Below are 24434 nucleotides of genomic sequence, written 5' to 3' on the forward strand. Positions count from 1 at the left end.
TCGTAGTGTCGTTAGGCTGGAAACTAAACGTTGTTCAGGTATACTCCTTAAAGCGTCTTTATTATCAAGGTATTAGGTTGAAGTCCCATCTCGGTCGCCGGCCCTTTTCGGCCATGGAATTACATACCCTGTATAACGGTTACATCTACAGTGACCAACGTCTTCCTCGTGAGCAAGCAAAGCATTGGCACTTTTGGCTGCCTTTGTTCGCTTATTACACCGGTGCCTACAGCGATGAAATTGGTCATTTAACTCTTGATAACATTGTCACGTGTGATGGTGTTCGCTGCTTTGATTTTCACACTCATGGTAAGATAAAACCACGCTATGTACCCATCCACAATGCATTACTTAATGCAGGACTTGATCAGTACTTAGACTTTTTAAGCGAACAAAACCAACAACGGCTAATGTTTGATTTACCGGCTAAATCAGGCCGCTATAGCGAAAAAGTACGCATTTGGTTTTCCGGTGAAGGTGAACGTGCTGGTTATTTACAAAAATGTGCTATTCCCAGTGTTGACCAACAAGGAATGAAAACGGCGATTAGTAGCTTACGGCTCAACTTTGAACAACAAATTCGTATTCATGCACTGCAAGCAAACAGCAAAGATGCCTTTAACTACTTACTTGGTTTTAAAGATTTCAACGAGCAACGTTTTACGGATATGCCACTATTAAACACCGTGCTACAAAATGTGCGACAAATCAACCCGCAACTACATTGGCAACGTTTCATCGACCGCCATCATTAGCTGACAAACTTTGTTACTAACTATTTATTACTGTTCAAATTAAAACCTGATAGCATGGTATTTCGCCCCTCATAGCAGGTGCCTTTCTAACAACAAAAAATCAGGGATACTTATGTTCTTAAAAAGCCTATTAACAGTGAGTGTTGCACTTGCTGTTAGCTCAGCCCATGCCAATGAATATGTTATCGAAAAGCTTGCCAAGCCTAGCTCACAACAAGTAAAACTTACGCTTGATCCTGCAAAAGACAATTTTTCTGGTCATACCGACATTGCCCTTGAAGTACTTAAAGCAACGAATTATATCGAACTAAACGGTATTGATTACGCTGTGAGTATGGCCAAGATTTTAGGTGCAGAGAACTGCGACCTCAGTGCTGAAATGCTAAAAACAGGTAAAGTTAAATTCACCTGTGATGAAAAAATTCAGCCTGGTAAATACACTTTAAAAATTGATTTTACAGCACCTTACAACCGTCAAAGTGTCGGTTTATATAAAACACTTGATCAGGGTACGCCTTACCTATTTACTCAATTTGAAATGAGCGATGCCCGCCGTGCATTCCCTGTATTTGACGAGCCTAGCTATAAAATTCCATTCCAGCTAACAATCACAGCGCCCACATCTCAAAAAGTGTATGCCAACACACCTGTATTAAAAACCAAAGTTGATGGCGAGATGACAACACACTTTTTTGATAAAACGCCGCCTATTCCTTCTTACTTAGTAGCAATGGCTGTAGGCCCATTTGAAGAGCTTGAAATTAAAGGCATGCCAATTCCTGGTCGTGTACTGACGCCGCAAGGTAAAATTCATCTTGCTGATTACGCAAAAGAAAATATGCCACGCGTATTAAAAGCACTGGAAGATTACTTTGGCATCCCTTACGTTTATAAAAAACTTGATTCAGTTGCAGTACCAGAATTCCCATTTGGCGCGATGGAAAATGCAGGCCTTGTTACTTACCGTGAAGATATTCTTCTAGTCGACCTTGCCACTGCAACACGTAGTAAAAAAGAGCGCAATGTATCAATCATTGCCCATGAATTAGCTCACCAATGGTACGGTAACCTAGTCACCATGAAATGGTGGAATGACTTATGGTTAAACGAAGCGTTTGCAAGCTGGATGGCTGCGAAAATCACCGCACAAATCAACCCTGAGTTTGAGTCACACTTAGACTTACCACAAAACCATGTAATGGCACTCGATGCACGCTTAAGTACTAAGCCTATACGTAAGCCTATAAAAACCGAAGCTGACATCATGGATGGCCTTGGCCTTGCTTACAGTAAAGGCAGTGCGGTGCTTTCAATGGTGGAGAACTGGATTGGTGAAGAGGCATTCCAGCAAGGTATTCAAGCTTACTTGAAGAAGTTCTCATATAAAAATGCAGAAGCGGCAGACCTTTGGCAAGCATTAGGCGAAGCCTCGAATAAAGACGTTGCAAGTGTATTAAAATCGTTTATTGAACAATCATCTTTCCCACTAATCAAAGTAACCCAAGACGGAAAGAAAATTAATATTAGCCAAAGCCGCTTTGTGAATGCCGGTGTTGATGCGCCAGCACAACTTTGGAATGTTCCGGTGGCAATTAAATATGGTGCAGGCGATAAAGTTGAAACAGCGAATATATTGCTGAACAAAGAGACACAACAGCTAACCCTCGATTTTGAACCAGAGTGGATTTATCCAGATCAAGGCGCCATGGGTTATTACCGCTGGCTATTAGATGACGCACAGTTTAGTGCCCTACTCGACAACGCAGCGGATAAGCTAACCGTGCGAGAGCGCCTAGCGCTTCTTTCGGCGGTAGACTCTCTATTAGATGCAGGCGTTATTTCCGCTGCAAATCTAATGCAAACTCTTGAAGCATTCGTAAGCGATGCGCACCCGCTTGTTGCTAATACAGCCCTTGGTTATTTAGCGTCGCAAAAACGTGTCTTTGAAGATGACAGCAACCGTGATTTATGGCCGAAATTTATCCGTAACAGCATTGCACCGGCGGCGAAGCAATACGGCCTAACAGCAAAAGCAAATGAAGATGCTGCTGTATCACAATTACGCGCACAGGTTATTAGCCGTTTAGGTTTTGATGGCGAAGATCAAAAAGTGATTGATACAGCAAAAGCACAAGCAGCGCTTTATTTGAATAACCCTGAAAATGTTGACCCATATTTAGCTTCAACCTACCTAAATTTGGCAGCCTATCACGGCGATGCAAAGCTCCTTGAAAAGTACAAGCAAACCTTTAAAACAACCAAAGATCCGCAAGTACGTACTAAAATGCTAGCTGCGATGGGGTATTTCGGAAAGCCTGAGCTACAAAAAGCGGTATTAGATTATAGCCTAACAGATGAAGTAACAGCCTCAGATATGCGTACTTTATTAGGTGGCCTAAGTTATGGTAAAGAACGCCAAGCGTTGTTCATTGATTGGATCTACAAAAATTACGATGCTATCACTAAGAGCTTACCGCCGTTCTTTATACCAAACTTGCCATTCTTCACAACCGCAAACTGTGATGCGAAAAGTTTAGAAAAAACCAAAACCTTCTTTACTGATAAAATCTCTGAACAACCTGGCTATGCTCGCACTTTGAGTAAGTTAGAGGAAGGAGTGAATGATTGTATCGCACTGAAGAAACGTGAGCTAAGCTCAGTGAATAGTTTTCTTAAACGCTAACAACCAGCCACATTAGATTAGGGCCACATCTGTGGCCCTTTTCATTGTGCTAAAATAGCACTTAACCGCTTAATAAATAATTCAACGGCTTGGGTGGTTGTCACTTTAAAAGCAACACCATAATGAATGGGCTGAGCACTTTTATAAATCCGCGTAGGGAAGCGTGTCATTTCACTACTATGAAAGTAGTCTTTAACTCTAGAGATACCTTCCAAAGCTTCAAAATCAGCGCTAAACACTTCAAAAGCAGGCCTTATAATTAATTTAGCCTGACCACTTTGCTCATGCACATAAAACGCCTCTTTGGAGTGAGCAAGCATGAACTCGTTAATATTTTTTATTTTAAAATTACTACGACAGCCTAATTTTATAAGCTGTTCACTAAGTTGTGCTGCGGATAAAGACAAGTGCGCGCCTTGTTAAAAATGTTCAATAATAAACACAGTACAGTAATCTATTGAAAATCGTTACTTATTTATTGCACACAAATGCAAGCTTACGATTATGATAACTTAATCGTGTAATTGAGGTTTCACAATAACGACCTAAATCAAGCCACTGCGACACCCCCCCTGCATCATTCAAGTCACGTTTATAAATACGGCTTTGAACCGCATACGCCACTGTGTTGTGATTCACTAATGTAAAATCTTGTACTGCGTCAGGTAGTCGGAATAAATCGGCAACTTCATTCGTCTTAGCTGAAAAGCGTGCCAACCAATGCTGGTTATCTTTTTTATAACTAAACAAAAAGCTGTTTGTGTGTTTATCAAAAATAAGTGTACGACCTATATCACCGGCAATAATTTGAGGATTAGCAGCAGCGAGTGATGTGTATTGTAAGGTATGTGGTTCGCCTAAAATAAACATAACAAGATCATTGTCGGCTCCCCATGCATGGTAGCCAACAGGCTCAATCCATTCAAAAATACGACTTGCTTGTTGGTCTGATTTTAGAGGGTATTGCCACAATTTTTGCTTACCATCCTTTTCCACTACGATGGCTGATAAAGCCTGTTTGTCAGGCATTAAAGTAGGTGAATATTCACTAACAGGAGAATTTGTTAGGTTAGAGGCACTTTGACTGGCAAAATCAAAATAGTACAAGTCAGTTTGTGATTGCCCCTGCTCAGCAATTACTTCATGGGTATAATAAACACCTTGGTCAATCAAAAATGGTTGATTGTTATAGCTTGTATCATCGGTAATACGAGACACCTTCATGCCATAAGGTGTATCAAGATCCGCTAATAATATTTCGCTTTTCGGCATCGCAGCATCCACTGCAGTTGATAAAAATGTACTTGTCAGCGCAAAAAATAAAGGCGAAATTAATTTCATGTTGCTCTCTCGTTTTAATTCTTATTCGCTCATGATAGCGTTATTTAATTGGCCAGTCACTTGACCTTACTATACTCGACCTTTATAACTAAGGCGTGTTTGTTTTTTGTTACTTTAACTGAGTGCTTGAGCAAATAACACGACTTCACTAATAACGAGAACAATTATGTCAGCTAAACACCCAATTATCGCAATTACCGGCTCATCTGGTGCAGGCACAACCACCACCACGAATGCCATTAAGCATATCTTTAGAAGCTTAAATATTGATGCGGCCTTTATTGAGGGTGATAGCTTTCATCGTTATACGCGTCCTGAAATGGATAAAAAAGTTCGTGAAGCACAGCAAGAGGGCAAGCACATAAGCTATTTTGGTCGTGAAGCTAACGACTTTGGTGCACTCGAAGAATTATTCTACCAATATGGTGAAACTGGCCAAGGAAAAATTAGACGCTACTTGCACACTTTTGATGAAGCCGTGCCTTACAACCAGTTGCCTGGAACCTTTACTCCTTGGCAAGACCTAGAAGCCAATACCGATATCCTCTTTTATGAAGGCTTACATGGTGGTGCAGTTGATCAAGACCATGATGTAGCCAAGCATGTTGATTTGCTTATTGGCATGGTGCCTATCATCAACCTTGAATGGATCCAAAAACTAATCCGTGATACCTCAGAGCGAGGCCACTCTCGCGAGGCTGTCATGGGCTCAATTGTGCGCAGTATGGACGACTACATCAACCACATTACGCCACAATTCTCACGTACTCATATTAACTTCCAGCGCGTGCCAACGGTTGATACTTCAAATCCATTTAGCGCTAAAGATATTCCGTCACTAGACGAAAGCTTTGTTGTTATCCGTTTTCGTGGCATTGAAGATGTAGATTTTCCATATTATCTACGCATGATTGAAGGTAGTTTTATGTCACGTATAAACACCCTAGTTGTACCAGGTGGGAAAATGGGCTTAGCGATGGAACTTGTTTTAACACCGCTAATCAAAGACATCATTTTGAAAAAACGTGCACTGGAAAATTTAGCCCCAGTTGACTTGCCGATTTAAATCACTCGGGTACACTGCTGACTCAACCAACAATGATGGAGTCGTCAGCTTGAAAGAAATATTACGTGTTATTGTCGGTTCAAAGAACCCTGTTAAAATTAATGCAGCTAAACATGTCTTTAGCCTTTACTTCCCAGACCATATCATTGAATGCAAAGGTGAACACGCCCCTTCCGATGTGCCTGATCAGCCATTGGGGGAAGATGAGACCCGTATAGGTGCTGAAAACCGCGTAAAATACTGCCAAACTCACTTTAACGCTGACTTTTATGCAGCAATGGAAGGTGGCGCAGAACAGTTTAGTTATGGTGCAGCAACCTTTGCATATGTAGTTATTGCAAATAAACAACAATTTAGTGTTGGTCGCAGTAGTAACCTCCCCTTACCGCAACCTTTTTACGATGCCTTATTGGCCGGTAAAGAACTGGGTGATGTCATGGATGAGGCATTCAATACAGTTAATATCAAACAACAAGGGGGCGCTATTGGCTTATTAACCAATCACCTTGCTACCCGCGAAAGCACCTATATACAAGCGCTTACACTCGCAATGGCGCCATTTTTACACCCGAGCTTATTTAATCAGTAGTTAGGATAACCATGAAGTATAGCCACGTATTATTCGATGCCGATGAAACCCTATTCAGTTTTAATGCATTTGAAGGGTTAAAGGTGATGTTCGCCAATTATGGCGTAAAATTTACTGATGCAGACTATCAGCATTACCAAGCCACTAATAAACCTCTTTGGATTGCCTATCAAAAGCATGAGATCACTGCCAGTGAGCTACAAATAACCCGTTTTACCCAGTGGGCTAACAAGCTCAATGTTCCCGCTAAAACTCTTAATGATGGCTTTTTAGATGCGATGGCATCAATTTGTGTGCCACTGCCTGGTGCTGTTGAGTTGTTGGCAAAGTTAAAGCCACATGCAAAGCTGGGCATTATTACTAATGGCTTTGCTAAATTACAGCAAAAACGCCTAGAGCATACAGGTTTACAAGATATGTTTGATTGGCTCGTTATTTCGGAGTTAGTAGGTAAAGCAAAGCCTGCTCCTGAAATTTTTCAGCACACGTTTCAATTAATGGGCAATCCGCCAAAAGAGCAAATCTTAATGGTTGGTGATACAGCAGCCAGCGATATTTTAGGGGGTTATAATGTGGGTATCGATACTTGCTGGTTGCAACACCCAGGTGTTCTATTACCTGAAGATATTAAACCAACTTATCAAATCAATCAGTTAGTAGAGCTTGAAGCTATTCTTGGATTATAAACAAGGCAAAAAAAATGACGCTAAAAGCGTCATTTTTTATAACTGTAATATGCTTGCGATTAAGCTGTCGCTACTTCTAGGCCTGGTGCAGGCATAGTCACTGGGGTCTCAAATGTTGCCCATTCCCATGCTGACTCAGTCGCCATAATTTTACGAAGTAGTTTATTGTTTAAATCATGACCTGATTTATAAGCCGTGATTTTACCTAGAATGTTGTGGCCAGTCATAAACATGTCGCCGACACAGTCTAAGATTTTATGTTTAACAAACTCATCGCTATAACGTAAGCCGTTTGGATTTAGTACTTTAAAGTCATCCAAAACAACTGCGTTATCCATGCTACCACCTAATGCTAGGTTATTAGCATGCATATACTCGATATCTTTCATAAAGCCAAAAGTACGTGCACGGCTGATTTCTTCAGTGAAGCTCTGCGTAGTAATATCTAAACCGATACGTTGACGGCTTTCATTGATTGCTGGGTGATCAAACGCAATTTCAAAGTCGATGTGAAAACCATCATAGGGTTCTATTTCAGCCCATTTATCGCCTTCTTCAATACGTACTTTTTCTTTAATACGAATAAAGCGCTTAGCTGCATTTACTTCTTTAATGCCGCCTTTTTGTAACAAGTAAATAAATGGTAATGCACTACCATCCATAATCGGCACTTCTGAGCTATCTAATTCAACAATTAGATTATCAATCCCCATTGCCGCAACGGCAGCAATAAGGTGCTCAGTCGTTGATAAACGAACACCATCTTTGTTTGTTAAACAGGTACACAATTGCGTATCGCCAACGGCTTCAGGTGTTGTTTCAAAATCAACAACCGGGTCAAGGTCCACACGACGAAATACAATCCCAGTATTTGCGCTCGCAGGTCGGAGAGTAATAGTGACCTTCTCACCTTTATGAAGTCCAATTCCTATGGCTTTGACTACTTCTGCAATCGTACGCTGTTTAATCATAGGTTCGCTCACTTATAGTTACAGTTAGACGGCGGATTGTATCATAAATACACTCAACTGCCAAATTTGTTTACTTTTCAGGCAAAATACCATAAAAAAATCTTAGTCAGCTTGTTTTCTCAAAAACGCTGGAATGTCGAAATAATCGCCACCTTCTGACTTATCAGACTTTTTGCTGCTTTCAGTATTACTTGATACTGAACTACTTGCTGTATTTTGCTTCACAGATTCTTGCTTATCAACACCTGCTGACACGCTTACATCGTCGCTACTACCTTGGCTTGCAAAGCTTGGCACGTACATGCTGCTAGTCGATTGGCTTGTTGTGCTTTGCACATCTGAACCCGATGCTTTTTTAAAGCCATTATCAACAATACCAAACTGTGGACGACGCTCGCCACCTAAACCAGTTGCAACGACTGTAACGCGTAACTCATCACTCATTTCAGGGTCAATTACCGCACCAACAACCACCGTTGCGTTTTCTGACGCAAGCGCTTTAACGTGATTACCAACAATCTCAAACTCTTCAATCGCAATATCCATACCTGCTGTGATATTAACTAGAATGCCTTTAGCACCGGTTAAATCGACATCTTCAAGTAATGGGCTTGAAATAGCGGCTTCTGCTGCTTCTTGCGCACGGTCTGGGCCAGACGCTGACGCAGTCCCCATCATCGCAGTGCCCATCGCTGACATAACAGTACGTACGTCGGCGAAATCCACGTTGATTAGACCAGAGCGTGTGATTAATTCTGCAATACCTTGAACCGCACCAAATAACACATCGTTTGCTTTTGCGAAGGCATCTAATAATGTCGTGCCTTTGCCTAAAACTTTAAGCAATTTATTGTTCGGAATTGTAATAAGTGAATCAACAGTTTCTGACAATTCATTAATACCTTGTTCAGCCGCTGCGGCACGCTTTTTACCTTCAAAGTCAAACGGGCGTGTTACAACTGCAACAGTTAAGATCCCTAACTCTTTAGCAATTTTAGCAACCACAGGAGCCGCACCGGTACCTGTACCACCGCCCATACCTGCAGCGATGAACACCATGTCAGCACCTTCAAGGCTTGCACGGATTGTTTCAGCATCTTCTTCCGCTGAATTACGACCCACTTCAGGGTTGGCTCCAGCACCTAAGCCAGAAGTGATTTGCGTACCTAGCTGTACAGTGACATCTGCTGATGAATTACGCAGTGCTTGTGCATCGGTATTCGCCGCAATGAAGCGTACACCTTCAATTTGTTGTTTTACCATGTGCTCAACAGCGTTACCGCCGCCACCGCCCACGCCAATTACTTTAATGACAGCTTCTTCGCTGTGCTGTTCCATTATATCAAACATCTTTACTCTCCGACTTGAGTCTTAAAACTCACCTTGGAACCACTTCGTAATACGGTTCCACCAATTATTATCACCTTCTGCTTTCGACTTTTGTGCATTCATCGATTGCATTGTACGGCCGTATTGTAACAAACCAACAGCGGTTGCGTACGAAGGATCATCAACATAATCTGTCAAACCAACTATCCCAATTGGTTTGCCAATTCTTACAGGCATTTGGAAAATGTCTTCTGCCACTTCCATTGCGCCTGTCATTTTTGCCGTCCCGCCAGTTATGACAAGACCGGCAGCAATTTGGTCTTCTAAACCTGAGCGGCGTATTTCTTCCATTGCCAACTCAAATAATTCTCTAAATCGTGGCTCAACAACCTCAGATAAGGTATGACGCGACATAATACGTGCAGGTCGACCACCCACACTCGGCACTTCAATAGTGTCTTCATTGCTTGCCATTTGGCTGCTTGCACACGCATATTGTACTTTGAGTGATTCAGCATGCGATATAGGTGTTCTAAATATTTTTGCAATATCGCCAGTCACCTGATTGCCCGCAACCGGAATAACTGCTGAGTGACGAAGCGCACCATTAATATAAATGGTGATATCCATCGTTCCGCCACCGATATCCATAACAGCCACGCCCAGCTCTTTTTCATCATCTGTCAGAACGGAATAGCATGACGCTAATGCAGTAAATATCAGTTGATCAACTTCTAACCCACAGCGCTCAACACATTTTTCTATGTTTTTAGCCATGTCATTTGAGCAAGTAATGATGTGCGCACGCGCTTCCATACGTACCCCACTCATGCCTAATGGGTTTTTAATCCCCTCTTGCATATCAATACTGTATTCTTGCGGTAACGCATGTAGCATTTTTCGTTCCGCCGAAATAGGCACTGAACGTGCAATGTGAATCACATTCTCAATATCTTCATCAGTGACTTCAGTGTTGTTAATCGCAACCACGCCGCTTTCGTTTTGACACTGAATATGTTTACCAGAAATACCTAAATAAACAGAACTGATACGGCAATCTGCCATTAGTTCAGCTTCATCAATAGCGCGACGAATCGATTCAGAAACAAGGTTAAGGTCGTTAACGCCACCTTTGTCCATACCATGCGAAACTTGGCTGCCAACACCCACAATGCTGAGTTTATTATCTGCGGTGATTTCACCAACGGTGGCCACTACCTTTGAGGTGCCAACGTCTAATCCAATCACTAGGTTTCTTTCTGCTGACTTAGTCATGCCTTACTCTTATTTTCTAATTGTTCCTCTTGCAATGGCTTCCAGCTCACTGCAAGACCGGTATCGTACCGTAAATCAACAACATCAATTTGTGCATCTACACGTTGTTCCATGCGCGGATACACATCTATAAAACGTTGTACACGCTTTGCTTTTTCTTTACGCCCCAAATTGAGGCGAATGCCATTATCAAGCCACAGCTGCCATGAAAAACGCTCTGAAAGCGCGAGGCTTGTTAGCTCTAAATTATTCACTTTTAGCATCGCTTTAAATTGACCAAATGCCGTCCATGCTTCTACCTCACTCCCTTCAGGGCCATAGAGCTTAGGTAATGTGTTTGGTAATTTATCACTGCTTGCTTGAAACACTTCACCAGACTGATTTAACAATAAATCATCATTCCAATGTGCAACCGCTTCATGTTCAACCACATACACTTGAATAGTATCAGGCCACTGCTTTCTGACCGATGCCGTCGCCACCCAAGGCAAACTTTGTACTAAGCGTTGCACATGTTTAACATCCAATTCAAAAAAACTCGATAAGTCGGCTTTTTTTATTGCGCTAATAATAGCCTTTTCATCTGTATACTTAGGCTCACCTTGTACAGCTAAGTGCTTTATTTGCGCATCTTTATTTTCAACCAACCAATCTGACACACCGGTAGTGATTTTAATCAAACTAAAAATCACGATAAGAAAAAAGCTCACGCCAAAGATCAACGACCAATTGAGCCGCTGCTTTAACTGTTGTGCTTTTTCTAAAAAGTGATGCATATTAAAGGGTTTGCTCCAAAATGCGAACAACTAATTGCTCAAAACTCGCTCCGTTGGCTTTTGCTGCCATTGGTACCAATGATTTTTCAGTCATGCCAGGAACTGTATTGACTTCAAGTAAGTAAAAATTACCTTGCTCATCGCGCATCGCATCGACACGCCCCCAACCACTGGCTCCGACTAAATCAAATGCTTTTAATGCCATATCTTGCAACAGTTCAGTTTCTTGCACAGATATATCCGCAGGGCAATGGTACTGAGTTGTACTTGACTGATACTTAGCTTGATAGTCATAAAAACCATTTGGCGTGGTCATCTCAATGACCGGCTGAACATCGTGTCCAAGCACAGCAACGGTAAACTCACGCCCCGTGATCCACTGCTCAACAAGCACTTGGCTATCAAACTTAAATGCAGCGTTGAGCGCAGTATCTAGTTGCTCTGCGCTGTTTGCTTCTGCCATACCAATACTTGAGCCTTCATGTGACGGCTTAACCATCACTTTGCCAAACTGATTAATAATTGCTTGGCTATCAAACTCATAACGGCTATCAACAACAGCATAAGGAGCGGTACTTAAGCCCATTGCTTTAAATAAGTGTTTACAGCGTACTTTATCCATCGCCAGTGCTGAGCCTAAAACATCACTACCGGTATAAGGAATCCCCATAAATTCAAGTGCACCTTGAATCGTACCGTCTTCACCACCACGACCATGTAGAGCAATGAACACACGTTCAACATTTAACTCTTTTAATTGCCACAGCGGCTGGTCTTTTGGATCAAAAGCAATGGCATCAACGCCGACATTTTGCAAAGCGTTCAACACAGCTTGGCCTGATTTTAGAGAAACTTCTCGCTCAGCAGACGTGCCGCCAAAAAGTACTGCTACTTTGCCAAATTTGTCGCTTAACTGGCTCATACATTTACCTGCTTAAGTTGTTCAATAGATAAGTTAGTAGCCGCGAGCGTCTTAACTAACTGACCAATATTACCAGCACCTTGAGTTAATACTAAATCGTTATCTTGCAGAAGGTTAGCAAGAACGCCTGCAAGCTCAGAGCTATTGGCAACATGAATAGGCTCTTTGCCTCGTTGACGCAAACTACGACATAAACTCTTACTATCTGCTCCGACTATTGGCTCTTCACCTGCTGAATACACATCAAGTAATAAAAGTTGATCGACATCTGCCAATACCTTCACGAAATCTTCATACAAGTCACGTGTACGGCTATAACGGTGAGGCTGATAAACCATCACTAAACGCTTATCAGGCCAACCTTCGCGCACTGCCGCAATGGTTGCTGCAACTTCAGATGGATGATGACCATAGTCGTCCACCAACATGACATTACCACGTTCATTATCAAAAGTGCCGTAATGCTGAAAACGACGACCCACTCCTTCAAACTGCGCAAGCGCCTCTAAAATCGCTTGGTTAGCAATATGCTGATCTTTGGCAACAGCAATAGCCGCTGTTGCATTTAAAGCGTTGTGCTTACCAGGCATATTTAGAGTTACAGGTAAGCTTTCACCTTGTTTATTCACAACATCGAACGAGCATGTGTTAGCTGTTTGACTGAAGTTAAGCATTCTATAATCTGCATCCGTTGACTCACCATAGGTGATCACTGGGCGGCCAAAACGTGGAATAAGCTCAGCAGCAACGTCTGAATCGATACACACAACAGCGAGACCGTAAAATGGCAGGTTGTGGATGAAATCGACATAGGTATCTTTCATCTTCTCTAAACTGCCACCATAGGTATCCATATGATCTTCTTCAACATTCGTGATCACCGATACCATAGGTTGTAAATGCAAAAATGATGCATCACTTTCATCGGCTTCTGCAATCAAGAAATCACTCTTACCGACTTTGGCATTACTACCTGCGCTATTTAAGAGACCACCAATTATAAAGGTTGGATCAAGACCTGCTTGCGCATAAATGCTCGCGATTAAGCTGGTTGTAGTTGTTTTACCGTGCGTTCCTGCCACAGCAATACCGTGGCGAAAACGCATTAGTTCAGCGAGCATTTCTGCACGACGAACAATAGGAATACGCGCTGCTCTGGCCGCTTTAATTTCGGGATTTTGCTCATTGATGGCACTTGATACCACCACAACGCTGGCATCTTTTACATTGTTTTCATCATGGCCAATAAACACTTCTGCGCCAACATGAATTAGGCGCTCAGTCATTGCACTATGCGCAATATCAGAGCCGGTAATACGGTAACCTTCAAAAGCAAGTACTTCGGCAATACCACCCATCCCTGCACCACCAATTCCGACAAAGTGGATGGTGTCGATACGACGCATCGCAGGGCGCGTGTTGTTTTCTTTTATCATGCTTTCTTTCACTACGAATCTCTTCTATCTACTAGCTGCTCACAGCGGTTTGCAACCTTGGCTGTGGCATCTAAAATAGCAAGCTGTTTTGCTTTGCTTGCCATTATGGAAATTTTTTCTGGTGCAATTAAGTACGGTGTCAACAAATCCACCACCGCCTCTTTAGAAAACGCGTTTTGCTGCATCATCAGTGCAGCACCTGAATTAACTAAATAAGCAGCATTAGCAGTTTGATGGTCATCCACTGCATGTGGGAACGGCACAAATAATGCCATTCGACCTGCTGCGGCAATCTCACTAACCGTTAATGCACCAGCACGGCAAATTACCAAATCAGCCCATTGATACGCACTATCCATATCATCAATAAACTCAGCCACTTTCGTATTTTCAGCAAGACCTAGTTGTTGATAGTCTGCCGTGACTTTTTGTTCATTATTTTTTCCGGTTTGGTGCCATATATTAAGCGTTGTTTGCGCTGAAAGTGCACTGAATACAGCAGGTAAAGTGTGATTAAGCACCTGCGCTCCCAACGATCCCCCCACGACTAATATATTAATGGGTGTGCTTGTTTGTTTTGCACTAACTTGAGCAACACTTGCCCTCACTGGATTACCGACTACCTCGCACTGCCCCTTAGCAAATGCTGAAGGAAAAGCCGCCAATACTTTACTGGCAAACTTGGCTAGCCAACGGTTACTCATACCAGCGACTGCATTTTGCTCATGAATCACTAACGGGATACCTAAACTTTTTGCTGCAATCCCTGTTGGGCCTGTCACATAACCACCCATTGCAAGTACCACATCAGGGCGTTGTGCTTTTAAAATTTTACGTGCTTGAAAAATCGCATTCATCACCATAAATGGTGCTTTAATTAACCGTTTAATGCCATTACCTCGCACCCCTTTGACATCGATAAAATCAATTTCAATGTTGTGCTTAGGAACCACAGTTGCTTCCATTCGATCAGGTGTACCAATCCAGCTAACCTGCCAGCCTTGCTGTTTGAGAAAGTCAGCCACTGCAATGCCCGGAAAAATATGTCCACCAGTACCACCGGCAACAACAAGTAATTTTTTACTCATCGCTTACCTCCTGAAGTCGCTTGCTTGGTGGCCATTTTAGTTTCAAAGTCAATACGTAAAAGTACACCTGTGGCTATCGTCATCACCAATAAACTCGAACCACCATAAGAAATAAATGGCAGTGTTAAGCCTTTGGTTGGTAAAATACCAGCACTTGCACCGACATTTACCATGGTTTGAAAAGCAAACCAAATACCTATCGCAAACGCAAAATAGCCTTCATACTCTTTTCCGCATTTAAGTGCCTTTTGACCAATTAATAATGCCCTGAATACCAAAACAGCCAACACACATAAAATACTCATAACCCCAAAAAAGCCGAGTTCTTCGCCAATTACAGCAAAGATAAAGTCATTATGCGCTTCTGGTAGATACTGCAATTTTTGTACGCTGTTACCTAAACCTTGCCCAAACCAGCCCCCTTGGCTATATGCCATTAGTGACTGCACGAGTTGATACCCCTTACCAAACGGGTCTTCCCACGGCTCTAAAAAGCCTACAACACGTGCCATACGGTAAGGTTCAGCAATGATCAATCCGACAACGGCAGCAACGCCTGTTAAAATCAAGACAAAAAACTGCCATAGCTTCGCACCGGCTAAAAATAATAGGCCCACCGTCGTAACAAATAGTACTACTACGGTACCCAAGTCAGGCTGTAATAAAATTAATAAAGCATATGCACCGAATACCACCATAGGCTTTGCAAAGCCTTTTAAGTTTTCTTGCACTTCTTCTCGCTTACGAACCAAATAGCCAGCGATGTAACTAAAAAAGTATAATTTAGCGGCTTCAGCAACCTGAAAACCCACAGGCCCAATCGGGATCCAGCGTTTTGCTCCATTCACTTCGCGACCCACAACAAGGACTAATAAAAGCAAAGCAAGACCAAGCAATAACAAATAGGGATTACTTCGTTTCCACCAATCCATAGGTACATTGGTTGTGATCCAAAATAAGATAAACCCCATAACAAGGAACATCGCATGGCGAATAATAATATGGTAAGGGTCGTCAAATAACCTTTCAGCGGTAGGCATAGAAGCACTGGTTACCATGACAAAACCAACACCAATCAGCATTATCATGCAATACAATAAGGGGACGTCATAAAGCTGTGCGGACTGCTTAGGCGTTAATGCGTCACGGATATCTGCAAATGCAATCATACTGCCTCCGCCAATACGCATTGCGTAAAATCATCACCACGTTGCATGTAGTTGTTATACATATCAATACTGGCACAAGCTGGCGCTAAAAGTACGATATCACCATTAACACTGAGGTTTTTCGCTAGCTGCACAGCTTCATGCATACTCGTGGTTAAGTGACCTTTTTCACTCAGTGCCACGAGGGCTTTGGCGTCTTTACCAAAACATACCAAGGCTTTGACTTTGCTGCTTAAATACGGTTTTAGAGCATCTAAATCAGCCCCTTTCGCATCACCACCCGCAATAACAACTAACTGCTTTGCTTGATCAGCTAGGCTTTCAATGGCTGCGATGGTTGCGCCGACATTGGTCGCCTTTGAGTCATTAAAATACTTTACACCCTTAATTTCAGCAACAAACTGACAACGGTGCGCAAGTCCTGTAAATGCGCCGAATGCTTGTTCATAATGCGCCGCTGTTATGTCAAAAGGACTGAGCAATGCCATTACAGCTAAGGCATTTTGTTGATTATGCGAGCCCACCACTTTCAAGCTGCTTGCGGGTAACACGGGTTTCCCATAAGCTGCAAAATATTGCTCACCTTGATGCTCAATCAGTGCATAGTCAGCATGCGCAAGGGCAAAGCTTACTTGTGGTTGTTTTGCTGTGTGCGTTGCCACATCAATAGCATTGACGACAGCAAGCTCTGATCCGTTATAAATACTTTGTTTTGAATCTATATAAGCTTGATAGCTTGAATAACGATCTAAATGATCTTCGCTCACATTAAGTACGCAAGCGCTCTTGGCTTTTAAGCTGTGCGTGGTGTCAAGCTGAAAGCTCGACAGCTCAAGTACATACACATCGCAGTCTTGCGACAGTAAATCAAGCACCGCAGTGCCAATGTTACCGCCAAGGCCTACTTTATAACCCGCCGCTTTAAGCACTTCAAACGCCAATGTAACAACGGTCGACTTACCATTTGAACCCGTCACTGCGACAATGGGTTTATTTGTTAGGCGCGCGAACAACTCAACATCACCAATCACTTCAACACCAGCATCAATTGCGTTTGCGACAGCCGGTGTCGCTAAGCTTAAACCAGGACTGATGATAATAATGTCATTGCTGCTCAGCTGTGCATTATCTAAATCACCAAAGTGAGTCGTTAACTCACGAGCATGCTCGCTTAACCAATCTGCACCTGGTGGCTGTTGACGACTATCAACTACCCTAGGGCTGATGTTCTGAGATAATAAAAAACGCACAATGCCCAGACCGGTTACACCGAGTCCGAGCACTGTAATTTTTTTATTTTTTATCTCGTTAATAACTGTCATTTACCTGATCTTCAATGTAGCAAGGCCAGCAAGAACTAGCACGATTGAAATAATCCAAAAGCGCACAATTACACGTGGCTCAGGCCAACCTTTCAACTCATAGTGATGATGAATGGGTGCCATTCTAAAAATACGTTGGCCGCGTAATTTGTAAGAGCCTACCTGTAAAATCACCGATAATGCTTCCATTACAAATACACCACCCATAATAATTAAAATAAGTTCTTGTCGAACGAGTACCGCAATAATGCCAAGTGCTCCGCCCAGCGCTAATGAGCCGACATCGCCCATAAAGACTTGTGCTGGGTAAGTGTTAAACCATAAAAAGCCAAGGCCTGCACCAACAATCGCGGTACATACCACAACCAGCTCACTTGCCAGTGGTAAATGCGGAATATGTAAGTAGCTTGAGAAATTCACATTACCGGTAAGGTAAGCAATAATAGCAAGGGCCGAAGCCACTAAAATAGTAGGTACAATCGCTAAACCATCTAGGCCGTCTGTCAGGTTTACTGCATTCGATGTGCCGACGATTACAAAGTAAGTCATGACGATATAAAACAAACCAAGTTGCGGCAGTACATCTTTAAAAAATGGCACAACCAAAGACGTTTCACTTGCTTGCTGGGATGTAAAGTACAATGCACTTGCTACGACTAAAGCAATGACTGACTGCCAAAAATACTTCCATTTAGCAATCAGCCCTTTTGGATCCTTACGAATAACCTTGCGGTAATCATCAATAAAGCCAACGATACCCAATGATCCCACAACAAATAAGGTTGCCCAAACATACTTATTAGATAAGTCAGCCCACAACAGTGTGCTGGTAAAAATCGCACCTAAAATCAAAATGCCACCCATGGTTGGCGTGCCTTTTTTCGACAGGTGAGACTCTGGTCCATCATGACGAACAACTTGACCAATTTGCATCTTTTGCAAGCCACGGATTAATATTGGACCAAAATAAAGTGATATCAGTAATGCTGTTAAAATACCTAAAATCGCGCGCAGCGTTAGGTACGAAAATACATTAAAACCACTGTAATATTGTGTTAAATACTCTGCCAGCCAAACTAACATGACGATACTCCATTGTTGCCATTTTGCTGGCTATTAACTAAATCTGCGACGACTAGTTCCATACGAGAACTACGTGACCCTTTTACAACTATCGTGGTTTTTTGCTGAGACTGAGCAAGCACACTCTGCAATTGTTGTAGTAATTGTTCGCGGCTTGAGAAGTGGCGGTTTGGCTTTTCAAATACATCACTGGCTGACTTGCTCAATACGCCTAAGCTATATAGCTCATCAATCCCTTTTTGCTGTGCGTACTCGCCGACTTGTTGATGATAAAAACGCGCTTCTTCGCCAAGCTCGCCCATATCACCTAGTGCAAAAATGCGACGACCAGGCATATCACTTAATAAATCAATCGCCGCCTTTACAGACTGTACATTGGCATTATAAGTGTCATCAATCACAGTCAGGGTGTCAGAGACTTTAAGCACATTCACACGACCTTTAACTTCACCCATGGTTGCCAGTGCCGATGCAATGCTTTCAAGGCTTACGCCAAGCTCAGTCGTTAAGGCTGTGGCAATCAATGCGTTAGCAATATTGTGCTTACCAGGTAGAGCAAGGGTGACAGGTACTTTTTTATCTTGATTACACAGCATAAAAGATGCGCGAGCCTGTTCATCAAGCACCACATCTTCTGCCCAATAATCTAATTGCTTGCTGGTAGAAAAACGTTTTACGTTGCGATCATTTAGTTTGGCGAGCCAAAAATCAGCAAAATCGCTGTCACAGTTAACCACGGCTACACCATCTGGCTTTAAGCCATCATAGATTTCGCCCTTTGCTGTTGCTACACCTTGTAATGAGCCAAAACCTTCTAAGTGAGAAGCTGCTACATTACACACCACGGCGACATCGGGTTTAGTCATTGCAACAGTGTAAGCAATCTCACCGATGTGATTCGCACCCAATTCAATCACCGCATATTCATGCTGTGGTTCAAGGCGTAATAAAGTCAGTGGCACACCAATGTCATTATTAAAGTTGCCTTTCGTCGAAAGCACTTCACCGTGCCCTGACAAAATTGCCGCACACATTTCTTTTACGGTTGTCTTACCAACACTGCCTGTAATCGCAATAGTTTTAGGTGCAACTTGTGCCATAACGGCTGAGCCAATTTCACCTAGCGCAATGCGTGTATCAGTGACCACAAACTGCACAATATCGACATTAACAGGATGTGCCACTATCACGGCAATCGCCCCTTTTTCTTTGGCTTGTGCTATAAATTTGTGGCCATCAAAGTTTGGGCCTTGAAGCGCCAAAAACACGTCTCCCTCACAAAGTGTGCGCGTATCTGTATTTATATTTTTAACTTGTTGATTACCACCTTGGTAATCGGTTGCTAGAACCTTTGCTAGCCAATCAAAATCCATAGGGATCATAACTGCGCCCCTTGCGATTTTTCTTTTAATTGTTGTTGTACATATTGACGATCACAAAAATCGATACGTTGCTCGCCAATAATTTGATAATCTTCGTGGCCTTTACCTGCAATAAGAATGACATCATCAGCACTTGCTTGTTCTATTGCGTAGCTGATTGCACGCGCGCGATCTGCTTCACTATGCGCTTGCTCTGGGTGTTCAAGCCCAGCAATCACATCAGCAATAATCGCATCAGGATCTTCACTGCGTGGATTATCGCTGGTGACAATAATACGGTCTGCATTCCCTTCTGCAGCTTTTGCCATCATTGGGCGTTTGCCTTTATCGCGGTCACCGCCGCAGCCAAAAACACAACTCACGCCACCCGGAACATGTTTTTGCAATGCTTGTAATGCAAGTGCCAGCGCATCAGGAGTGTGAGCGTAATCTACAATACAGGTTGGTTGACCTGGCGCACTAAATGCCTGCATACGCCCTGCAACAGGCTGCAAAGTACTACACGCATCAGCTAATAATTTAAGTGGATACCCTAAGCCAAGAAGCGTTGCGAGTGCAGCAGCCAAGTTATAAAGATTGAATTCACCAAATAAAGCGCATGTAATATGTACATCGCCCCAACTGGTTTCGAACTTAGCGGAAATACCTGTGTTGTCATAGGTTACGTCACTGAAATAGACAAAACGTGCATTTTCAGGTGTTAAGTTTTTGTGTCCATAACAAACAAGGTTATTAAAGTCGTATTTTTCTAACCACAATTCAACTTGCGCATCATCTTGATTAAGAACGACAAGTTCAGGATTATGGTCACGCATTAACATCAATTTAGCGTCACCATACGCTTCCATTGAGCCATGATAATCTAAATGATCCCGTGAAAGATTAGTAAATACTGCCGCCTTAAACTGGCAATGATCAACACGTTGTTGCACTAAGCCATGGGATGAAACTTCCATTGCCACAATGTCAGTGTGCTGTTGTTTTAATTCAGCTAAAATACGCTGTAAGTCAACACTTGAAGGCGTAGTATTCATCAGCGGCGTTAAATTATCAGGATGACCATAACCTAAGGTGCCTATAACCGCAGCTGACTTGTAACACTGCTGGGCTAAATGCGCAATCATAGCTGTGGTTGTTGACTTACCATTGGTACCCGTAACCCCCACTAATTCGAGCTGTTTAGAAGGCTGACCATAAAAAGCAGCGGCCAAAGCAGGCAATTTTTTAGCTAAATCAGTAATTAAAAAAAGTACTTCAAAATGGCTCTCAAACTGACATAAGCGGTCAGCAATGATTGCCACAGCACCGTTTTCAATGGCTTTATCTATAAACTGGCCACCATCAAGTTGGTGTCCTTTAATTGCCACAAATACATCGCCAGGTTTTACGTCTCGGCTATCGAGACGAAGTTGGTTAACCAATAAGCTATTAGCTTCAACATCAATATGATTAAGAATCGGTTTTAAATCACGCATCGTTATCTTTGCCTTCTACGTACGCAACCGCATCTTTGTCCGGTGCGACGTTTAAAATTCTTAAGGCATTGGAGACAATCTCTGCAAACGCAGGGCCTGCCGTCGCACCGCCATAATACACATCTCCACCGGGTTCATTAATCATTACTACAACAGCTAAACGAGGGTTACTAGCCGGCGCGACACCTGCAAAGTAACCGACATATTCGTCACCATAGCCACCCACAGCAGCTTTTTTAGAGGTGCCGGTTTTACCCGCTGCACGATAGCCATCAACTTTAACGCTTCTAGCCGTACCATCTTTTTCAAATACGCTCTCCATCATGTGAACTACGGCCTCAACGTCTTTTTGTTGAAAAACACGCTCACCCTCAGGGATTGAATCTTGCTTTAAAACTGTTAGCGGACGCATTACACCACCCGAGCCAAGCATGGCGTAGAAACGGGCCATTTGTGCTGTGCTAACCGCTAGGTTATAGCCAAATGAAAGCGCTGCTATCTCATGATCTGACCAACGTCGATTAGGGTAAAATAAGCCACTACTTTCGCCGACCATGCCTGTTCCACTATCGCTTCCGAAACCTACTTTTTGATAAAGACCAACAAAGTAGTCTTTCGGTACGGTTTGGCTCACTTTTGTAACACCCATATTACTTGAATACTTCAAGATTTCTCTTAAAGTCATTTCACCATGGTTTCGTGTGTCTTGTACTAAGCTGCCACCTACGCGCATCCAGCCTGGGTAAGTATCAATGATGTCATCCGGTTGGATCGAGCCGTAGTCTAAACCAGCTAAAATGGCTAGCGGCTTAACAGTTGAGCCTGGCTCAAATAAATCTGTAATAGCACGGTTACGACGCTTATGAGGTGCTGCATCGTTAAGGTTATTAGGGTTAAACGAAGGGCTATTAACCATCGCTAACACTTCACCTGTTTTTACATCAACAACCATCGCTGATCCTGAGGTTGCTTTATATGTCAACACTGCCGACTTAACAGCCTTATAGGCGATTGCCTGAATACGTTGATCAATACTAAGTTGAATATTTTCGGGTTCAACACGCTCACGCTCATCAAGTACTTCCACTTCACGACCTTGCGCATCTTTACGGATAGTACGTTGCCCTTCGACACCTGTAAGTTGTTTTTCGTAAAGTTTTTCAATGCCTTCAATACCGTGGCCATCAATGTTAGTAAAACCAATAACATGCGCAGTCACTTCACCGGCAGGGTAATAGCGTTTTGATTCATCAAGTAAATGGATACCTGGTAAACGTAAATCACCAATATAATTTGCTACAGCGGGAGTCACTTGACGCTTTAAATAAACAAAGCGGCGTTTAGGGTTATCGCGTAGGCGTGCATTAATTTTCTTTGGCTCAATACGAAGCACATCAGCCAGCTCTCGCCAACGTAAATCGTGGTTATAGTACGTGGCAATACGTTTATTGAGCTCATTGGTGTTTTCAGCAAGGGCATTTTGGTCTTCACCATTTTTACGGGCTTGACGGAGTACTTTGCTTACTAAAGATTTATGAAGTGCTTTTGGATCTGCATAAACGCTAACAACAGGAACACTAACAGCAAGTTCTTTACCATTGCGGTCAAAAATCATACCTCGTTGTACATGTTGTTTTTCAACTCGTACTGTGCGTTTATCACTTTCTGAACGGGCTTTATCAGGCTCAATCACTTGCAAATAGGCAGCACGAGCAACTAACGTCATAAAGACGAGTAGAACAACTGAACACACGAGCGTAAAGCGCCATGTGATCAAGGTATTTGTTGGCTTTTTCCCTCTGCTTCTCATTGCAGTACTACCACCTGTTCATCTTGGCTAGTTGGCCTTTTCATTTCAAGCTGCATGGTCGCAACTTCTTCGATGCGTGCATGCTGTGAGTAAAACTCTTCTTCTACCAACAAGTAGCGCCACTCTAAATCGAGTTCATCACGCTCTTGCAATAATTTATCCTGTTCAATTAGCTGTTGACGCGCTAAGTGTGTCACTTGAACCACAGCTAAGCTCGATGCAAGGATCACAACCAACAAGGCCAAGGTCAGCTTATTCGCTCCTAGGCCTTTAAAAATTTCTTTAAATAAATTTGGTTGGCGATGCGTCGCTTTAGCTTTCATTACAATCTCTGCGCAACCCTTAGTACCGAACTACGCGAACGAGGATTCATTTCAATCTCCGTTTTGCTAGGCTTAATGGCTTTACCCACTGCCTTTAACGTCAGGTTTTTGTTTATTTGTGCGTCCGTTAAAGGCAGACCTCTGGGTATCGCCTCTCCCTTACTCTGTTTTTTAATAAACTGCTTAACAATGCGATCTTCTAACGAGTGGAACGAGATAACGACTAAACGCCCACCTGGTTTTAAAACGTCAACAGCGGCTTGCAGTGCAGTTTGAATTTCTTCAAGTTCACTGTTGATATAAATACGGATCGCTTGGAATGTGCGTGTTGCAGGGTGCTTATGTTTATCTTTTACAGGGACTGCTTCATCGACCAAATCAGCAAGCTGCTTGGTACTAGTAATCGCAGTGTGCTCACGAGTCTCAATAATTTTATGAGCAATACGGCGACCAAACTTTTCTTCGCCATAGGTTTTGATCACATGAGTGATGTCTTCAAGTTCAGCTTCAGCTAGCCATTGTGCTGCGCTGCGACCACTGGTTGGATCCATGCGCATATCAAGTGGGCCATCTTTCATAAAACTAAAGCCGCGCTCAGCATCATCTAGCTGTGGTGAAGAAACACCGATATCTAACAAAATACCATCAACCTTGCCGATTAAATTGTTATCTTCAGCAACCGTTTTTAAGTTTGAAAAACGGGTATGGGCAATTGAAAATCGCGTATCGTCGGCAAATTTTTCGGCGGCTTTAATCGCTTGCGGATCTTGATCGATTGCTTGTAAGCGACCTTGGTCACTTAGACGCGCAAGAATTTGACCTGAATGTCCGCCGCGACCAAATGTGCCATCCATGTAAATGCCTTCGGGTTTAATGTCCAAAGCATCTATGGTTTCGTCCATCAGTACAGAGACATGTTCAAATTGCGCTGTCATTAGCTATTTTTTGCCTTT

At 42.8% G+C, this 24434-nt stretch carries 22 protein-coding genes; 5 read left to right on the forward strand and 17 right to left on the reverse strand.

The annotated features are described in order from the left end of the window. Nucleotides 1-77: 77 nt before the first annotated feature. Together L3Q70_RS13985 and L3Q70_RS13990 are read left to right on the forward strand one after the other, a co-directional pair. On the forward strand, nt 78-755 hold the full coding sequence (locus tag L3Q70_RS13985) for a hypothetical protein (RefSeq protein ID WP_237114460.1): 678 nt from the start codon (nt 78-80) through the stop codon (nt 753-755). Between the two features lie 112 nt (nt 756-867). After that, nucleotides 868-3438 carry a M1 family metallopeptidase gene (locus L3Q70_RS13990; protein ID WP_237114461.1) on the forward strand — a complete coding sequence of 857 codons (2571 nt, stop codon included), beginning with the start codon at nt 868-870 and terminating at the stop codon, nt 3436-3438. A 41-nt stretch (nt 3439-3479) separates the two neighbouring features. Here L3Q70_RS13990 and L3Q70_RS13995 read toward each other — a convergent pair whose 3' ends face one another. Then, on the reverse strand, nt 3480-3845 hold the full coding sequence (locus tag L3Q70_RS13995; RefSeq protein ID WP_062568629.1) for a hypothetical protein: 366 nt from the start codon (nt 3843-3845) through the stop codon (nt 3480-3482). 64 nt (nt 3846-3909) lie between these two features. Continuing rightward, entirely contained in the window at nt 3910-4779 is an 870-nt protein-coding gene (locus tag L3Q70_RS14000; RefSeq protein ID WP_237114462.1) for a hypothetical protein, read from the reverse strand. Nucleotides 4780-4945: 166 nt separating this feature from the next. Between L3Q70_RS14000 and L3Q70_RS14005 the strand changes: the two genes are divergently transcribed. Genes L3Q70_RS14005 through yjjG form a run of 3 tightly spaced genes read left to right on the forward strand, consistent with a single transcriptional unit; the run spans nt 4946 to nt 7120 of the window. Then, nucleotides 4946-5845, forward strand: coding sequence for a phosphoribulokinase (locus tag L3Q70_RS14005; protein WP_062568627.1), 900 nt, complete (start codon nt 4946-4948; stop codon nt 5843-5845). A 49-nt stretch (nt 5846-5894) separates the two neighbouring features. Beyond that, on the forward strand, nt 5895-6434 hold the full coding sequence (gene yjjX, locus L3Q70_RS14010) for an inosine/xanthosine triphosphatase (RefSeq protein WP_062568626.1): 540 nt from the start codon (nt 5895-5897) through the stop codon (nt 6432-6434). Between the two features lie 11 nt (nt 6435-6445). Then, nucleotides 6446-7120, forward strand: coding sequence for a pyrimidine 5'-nucleotidase (gene yjjG / locus L3Q70_RS14015; protein WP_062568625.1), 675 nt, complete (start codon nt 6446-6448; stop codon nt 7118-7120). Between the two features lie 59 nt (nt 7121-7179). Here the strand turns inward: yjjG and lpxC are convergent, their stop codons facing one another. From lpxC to rsmH, 15 genes are all read right to left on the reverse strand, one after another. After that, nucleotides 7180-8091, reverse strand: coding sequence for a UDP-3-O-acyl-N-acetylglucosamine deacetylase (gene lpxC / locus L3Q70_RS14020; RefSeq protein ID WP_062568624.1), 912 nt, complete (start codon nt 8089-8091; stop codon nt 7180-7182). Between the two features lie 102 nt (nt 8092-8193). Continuing rightward, a complete protein-coding gene (ftsZ, locus tag L3Q70_RS14025) occupies nt 8194-9441 on the reverse strand; it encodes a cell division protein FtsZ (RefSeq protein WP_062568623.1) in 1248 nt (415 codons plus the stop codon). A gap of 21 nt (nt 9442-9462) precedes the next feature. Continuing rightward, nucleotides 9463-10695, reverse strand: coding sequence for a cell division protein FtsA (gene ftsA, locus L3Q70_RS14030; protein ID WP_062568622.1), 1233 nt, complete (start codon nt 10693-10695; stop codon nt 9463-9465). Continuing rightward, on the reverse strand, nt 10692-11471 hold the full coding sequence (locus L3Q70_RS14035; protein ID WP_062568621.1) for a cell division protein FtsQ/DivIB: 780 nt from the start codon (nt 11469-11471) through the stop codon (nt 10692-10694). Before L3Q70_RS14035 ends, ftsA begins: the two co-directional genes overlap by 4 nt. Nucleotide 11472: 1 nt before the next feature. After that, nucleotides 11473-12393, reverse strand: a complete 921-nt coding sequence (locus L3Q70_RS14040) for a D-alanine--D-alanine ligase (protein ID WP_193987819.1) — start codon at nt 12391-12393, stop codon at nt 11473-11475. Beyond that, nucleotides 12390-13841: a UDP-N-acetylmuramate--L-alanine ligase gene (murC, locus tag L3Q70_RS14045; RefSeq protein WP_062568619.1), complete on the reverse strand. Its 1452-nt coding sequence runs from the start codon at nt 13839-13841 to the stop codon at nt 12390-12392. The genes L3Q70_RS14040 and murC overlap by 4 nt, the downstream gene beginning before the upstream one ends. Continuing rightward, on the reverse strand, nt 13841-14917 hold the full coding sequence (murG, locus tag L3Q70_RS14050; RefSeq protein WP_193987820.1) for an undecaprenyldiphospho-muramoylpentapeptide beta-N-acetylglucosaminyltransferase: 1077 nt from the start codon (nt 14915-14917) through the stop codon (nt 13841-13843). Before murG ends, murC begins: the two co-directional genes overlap by 1 nt. Further along, the gene (gene ftsW, locus L3Q70_RS14055; protein WP_062568617.1) at nt 14914-16086 is read right to left on the reverse strand and encodes a cell division protein FtsW; all 1173 of its coding nucleotides are present in this window, start codon (nt 16084-16086) and stop codon (nt 14914-14916) included. The genes murG and ftsW overlap by 4 nt, the downstream gene beginning before the upstream one ends. Then, entirely contained in the window at nt 16083-17408 is a 1326-nt protein-coding gene (gene murD / locus L3Q70_RS14060) for a UDP-N-acetylmuramoyl-L-alanine--D-glutamate ligase (protein ID WP_193987821.1), read from the reverse strand. The genes ftsW and murD overlap by 4 nt, the downstream gene beginning before the upstream one ends. Then, entirely contained in the window at nt 17409-18491 is a 1083-nt protein-coding gene (gene mraY / locus L3Q70_RS14065) for a phospho-N-acetylmuramoyl-pentapeptide-transferase (protein ID WP_193987822.1), read from the reverse strand. Further along, entirely contained in the window at nt 18485-19873 is a 1389-nt protein-coding gene (murF, locus tag L3Q70_RS14070) for a UDP-N-acetylmuramoyl-tripeptide--D-alanyl-D-alanine ligase (protein ID WP_237114463.1), read from the reverse strand. The genes mraY and murF overlap by 7 nt, the downstream gene beginning before the upstream one ends. After that, a complete protein-coding gene (murE, locus tag L3Q70_RS14075) occupies nt 19870-21348 on the reverse strand; it encodes a UDP-N-acetylmuramoyl-L-alanyl-D-glutamate--2,6-diaminopimelate ligase (protein WP_193987824.1) in 1479 nt (492 codons plus the stop codon). Before murE ends, murF begins: the two co-directional genes overlap by 4 nt. Next, complete coding sequence (locus L3Q70_RS14080) at nt 21341-23158, reverse strand: penicillin-binding transpeptidase domain-containing protein (RefSeq protein WP_062568612.1); 1818 nt, start codon at nt 23156-23158, stop codon at nt 21341-21343. The genes murE and L3Q70_RS14080 overlap by 8 nt, the downstream gene beginning before the upstream one ends. After that, nucleotides 23155-23481: a cell division protein FtsL gene (gene ftsL, locus L3Q70_RS14085; protein ID WP_062568611.1), complete on the reverse strand. Its 327-nt coding sequence runs from the start codon at nt 23479-23481 to the stop codon at nt 23155-23157. The genes L3Q70_RS14080 and ftsL overlap by 4 nt, the downstream gene beginning before the upstream one ends. Next, the gene (rsmH, locus tag L3Q70_RS14090) at nt 23481-24416 is read right to left on the reverse strand and encodes a 16S rRNA (cytosine(1402)-N(4))-methyltransferase RsmH (RefSeq protein WP_062568610.1); all 936 of its coding nucleotides are present in this window, start codon (nt 24414-24416) and stop codon (nt 23481-23483) included. The genes ftsL and rsmH overlap by 1 nt, the downstream gene beginning before the upstream one ends. Nucleotides 24417-24434: the final 18 nt, after the last annotated feature.

Origin of the sequence: Pseudoalteromonas sp. CF6-2 (genome assembly GCF_021729425.1) — a bacterium.
In the GTDB taxonomy this organism is placed as follows: Bacteria; Pseudomonadota; Gammaproteobacteria; order Enterobacterales; family Alteromonadaceae; genus Pseudoalteromonas; species Pseudoalteromonas arabiensis.

Coding starts and splice junctions, on each gene's coding strand:
- L3Q70_RS13990 (WP_237114461.1), top strand. CDS start 868: ATGTTCTTAAAAAGCCTATTAACAGTGAGTGTTGCACTTGCTGTTAGC.
- L3Q70_RS14000 (WP_237114462.1), bottom strand. CDS start 4,779: ATGAAATTAATTTCGCCTTTATTTTTTGCGCTGACAAGTACATTTTTA.
- L3Q70_RS14005 (WP_062568627.1), top strand. CDS start 4,946: ATGTCAGCTAAACACCCAATTATCGCAATTACCGGCTCATCTGGTGCA.
- yjjG (WP_062568625.1), top strand. CDS start 6,446: ATGAAGTATAGCCACGTATTATTCGATGCCGATGAAACCCTATTCAGT.
- lpxC (WP_062568624.1), bottom strand. CDS start 8,091: ATGATTAAACAGCGTACGATTGCAGAAGTAGTCAAAGCCATAGGAATT.
- ftsZ (WP_062568623.1), bottom strand. CDS start 9,441: ATGTTTGATATAATGGAACAGCACAGCGAAGAAGCTGTCATTAAAGTA.
- ftsA (WP_062568622.1), bottom strand. CDS start 10,695: ATGACTAAGTCAGCAGAAAGAAACCTAGTGATTGGATTAGACGTTGGC.
- L3Q70_RS14035 (WP_062568621.1), bottom strand. CDS start 11,471: ATGCATCACTTTTTAGAAAAAGCACAACAGTTAAAGCAGCGGCTCAAT.
- L3Q70_RS14040 (WP_193987819.1), bottom strand. CDS start 12,393: ATGAGCCAGTTAAGCGACAAATTTGGCAAAGTAGCAGTACTTTTTGGC.
- murG (WP_193987820.1), bottom strand. CDS start 14,917: ATGAGTAAAAAATTACTTGTTGTTGCCGGTGGTACTGGTGGACATATT.
- ftsW (WP_062568617.1), bottom strand. CDS start 16,086: ATGATTGCATTTGCAGATATCCGTGACGCATTAACGCCTAAGCAGTCC.
- murD (WP_193987821.1), bottom strand. CDS start 17,408: ATGACAGTTATTAACGAGATAAAAAATAAAAAAATTACAGTGCTCGGA.
- mraY (WP_193987822.1), bottom strand. CDS start 18,491: ATGTTAGTTTGGCTGGCAGAGTATTTAACACAATATTACAGTGGTTTT.
- murF (WP_237114463.1), bottom strand. CDS start 19,873: ATGATCCCTATGGATTTTGATTGGCTAGCAAAGGTTCTAGCAACCGAT.
- murE (WP_193987824.1), bottom strand. CDS start 21,348: ATGCGTGATTTAAAACCGATTCTTAATCATATTGATGTTGAAGCTAAT.
- L3Q70_RS14080 (WP_062568612.1), bottom strand. CDS start 23,158: ATGAGAAGCAGAGGGAAAAAGCCAACAAATACCTTGATCACATGGCGC.
- ftsL (WP_062568611.1), bottom strand. CDS start 23,481: ATGAAAGCTAAAGCGACGCATCGCCAACCAAATTTATTTAAAGAAATT.
- rsmH (WP_062568610.1), bottom strand. CDS start 24,416: ATGACAGCGCAATTTGAACATGTCTCTGTACTGATGGACGAAACCATA.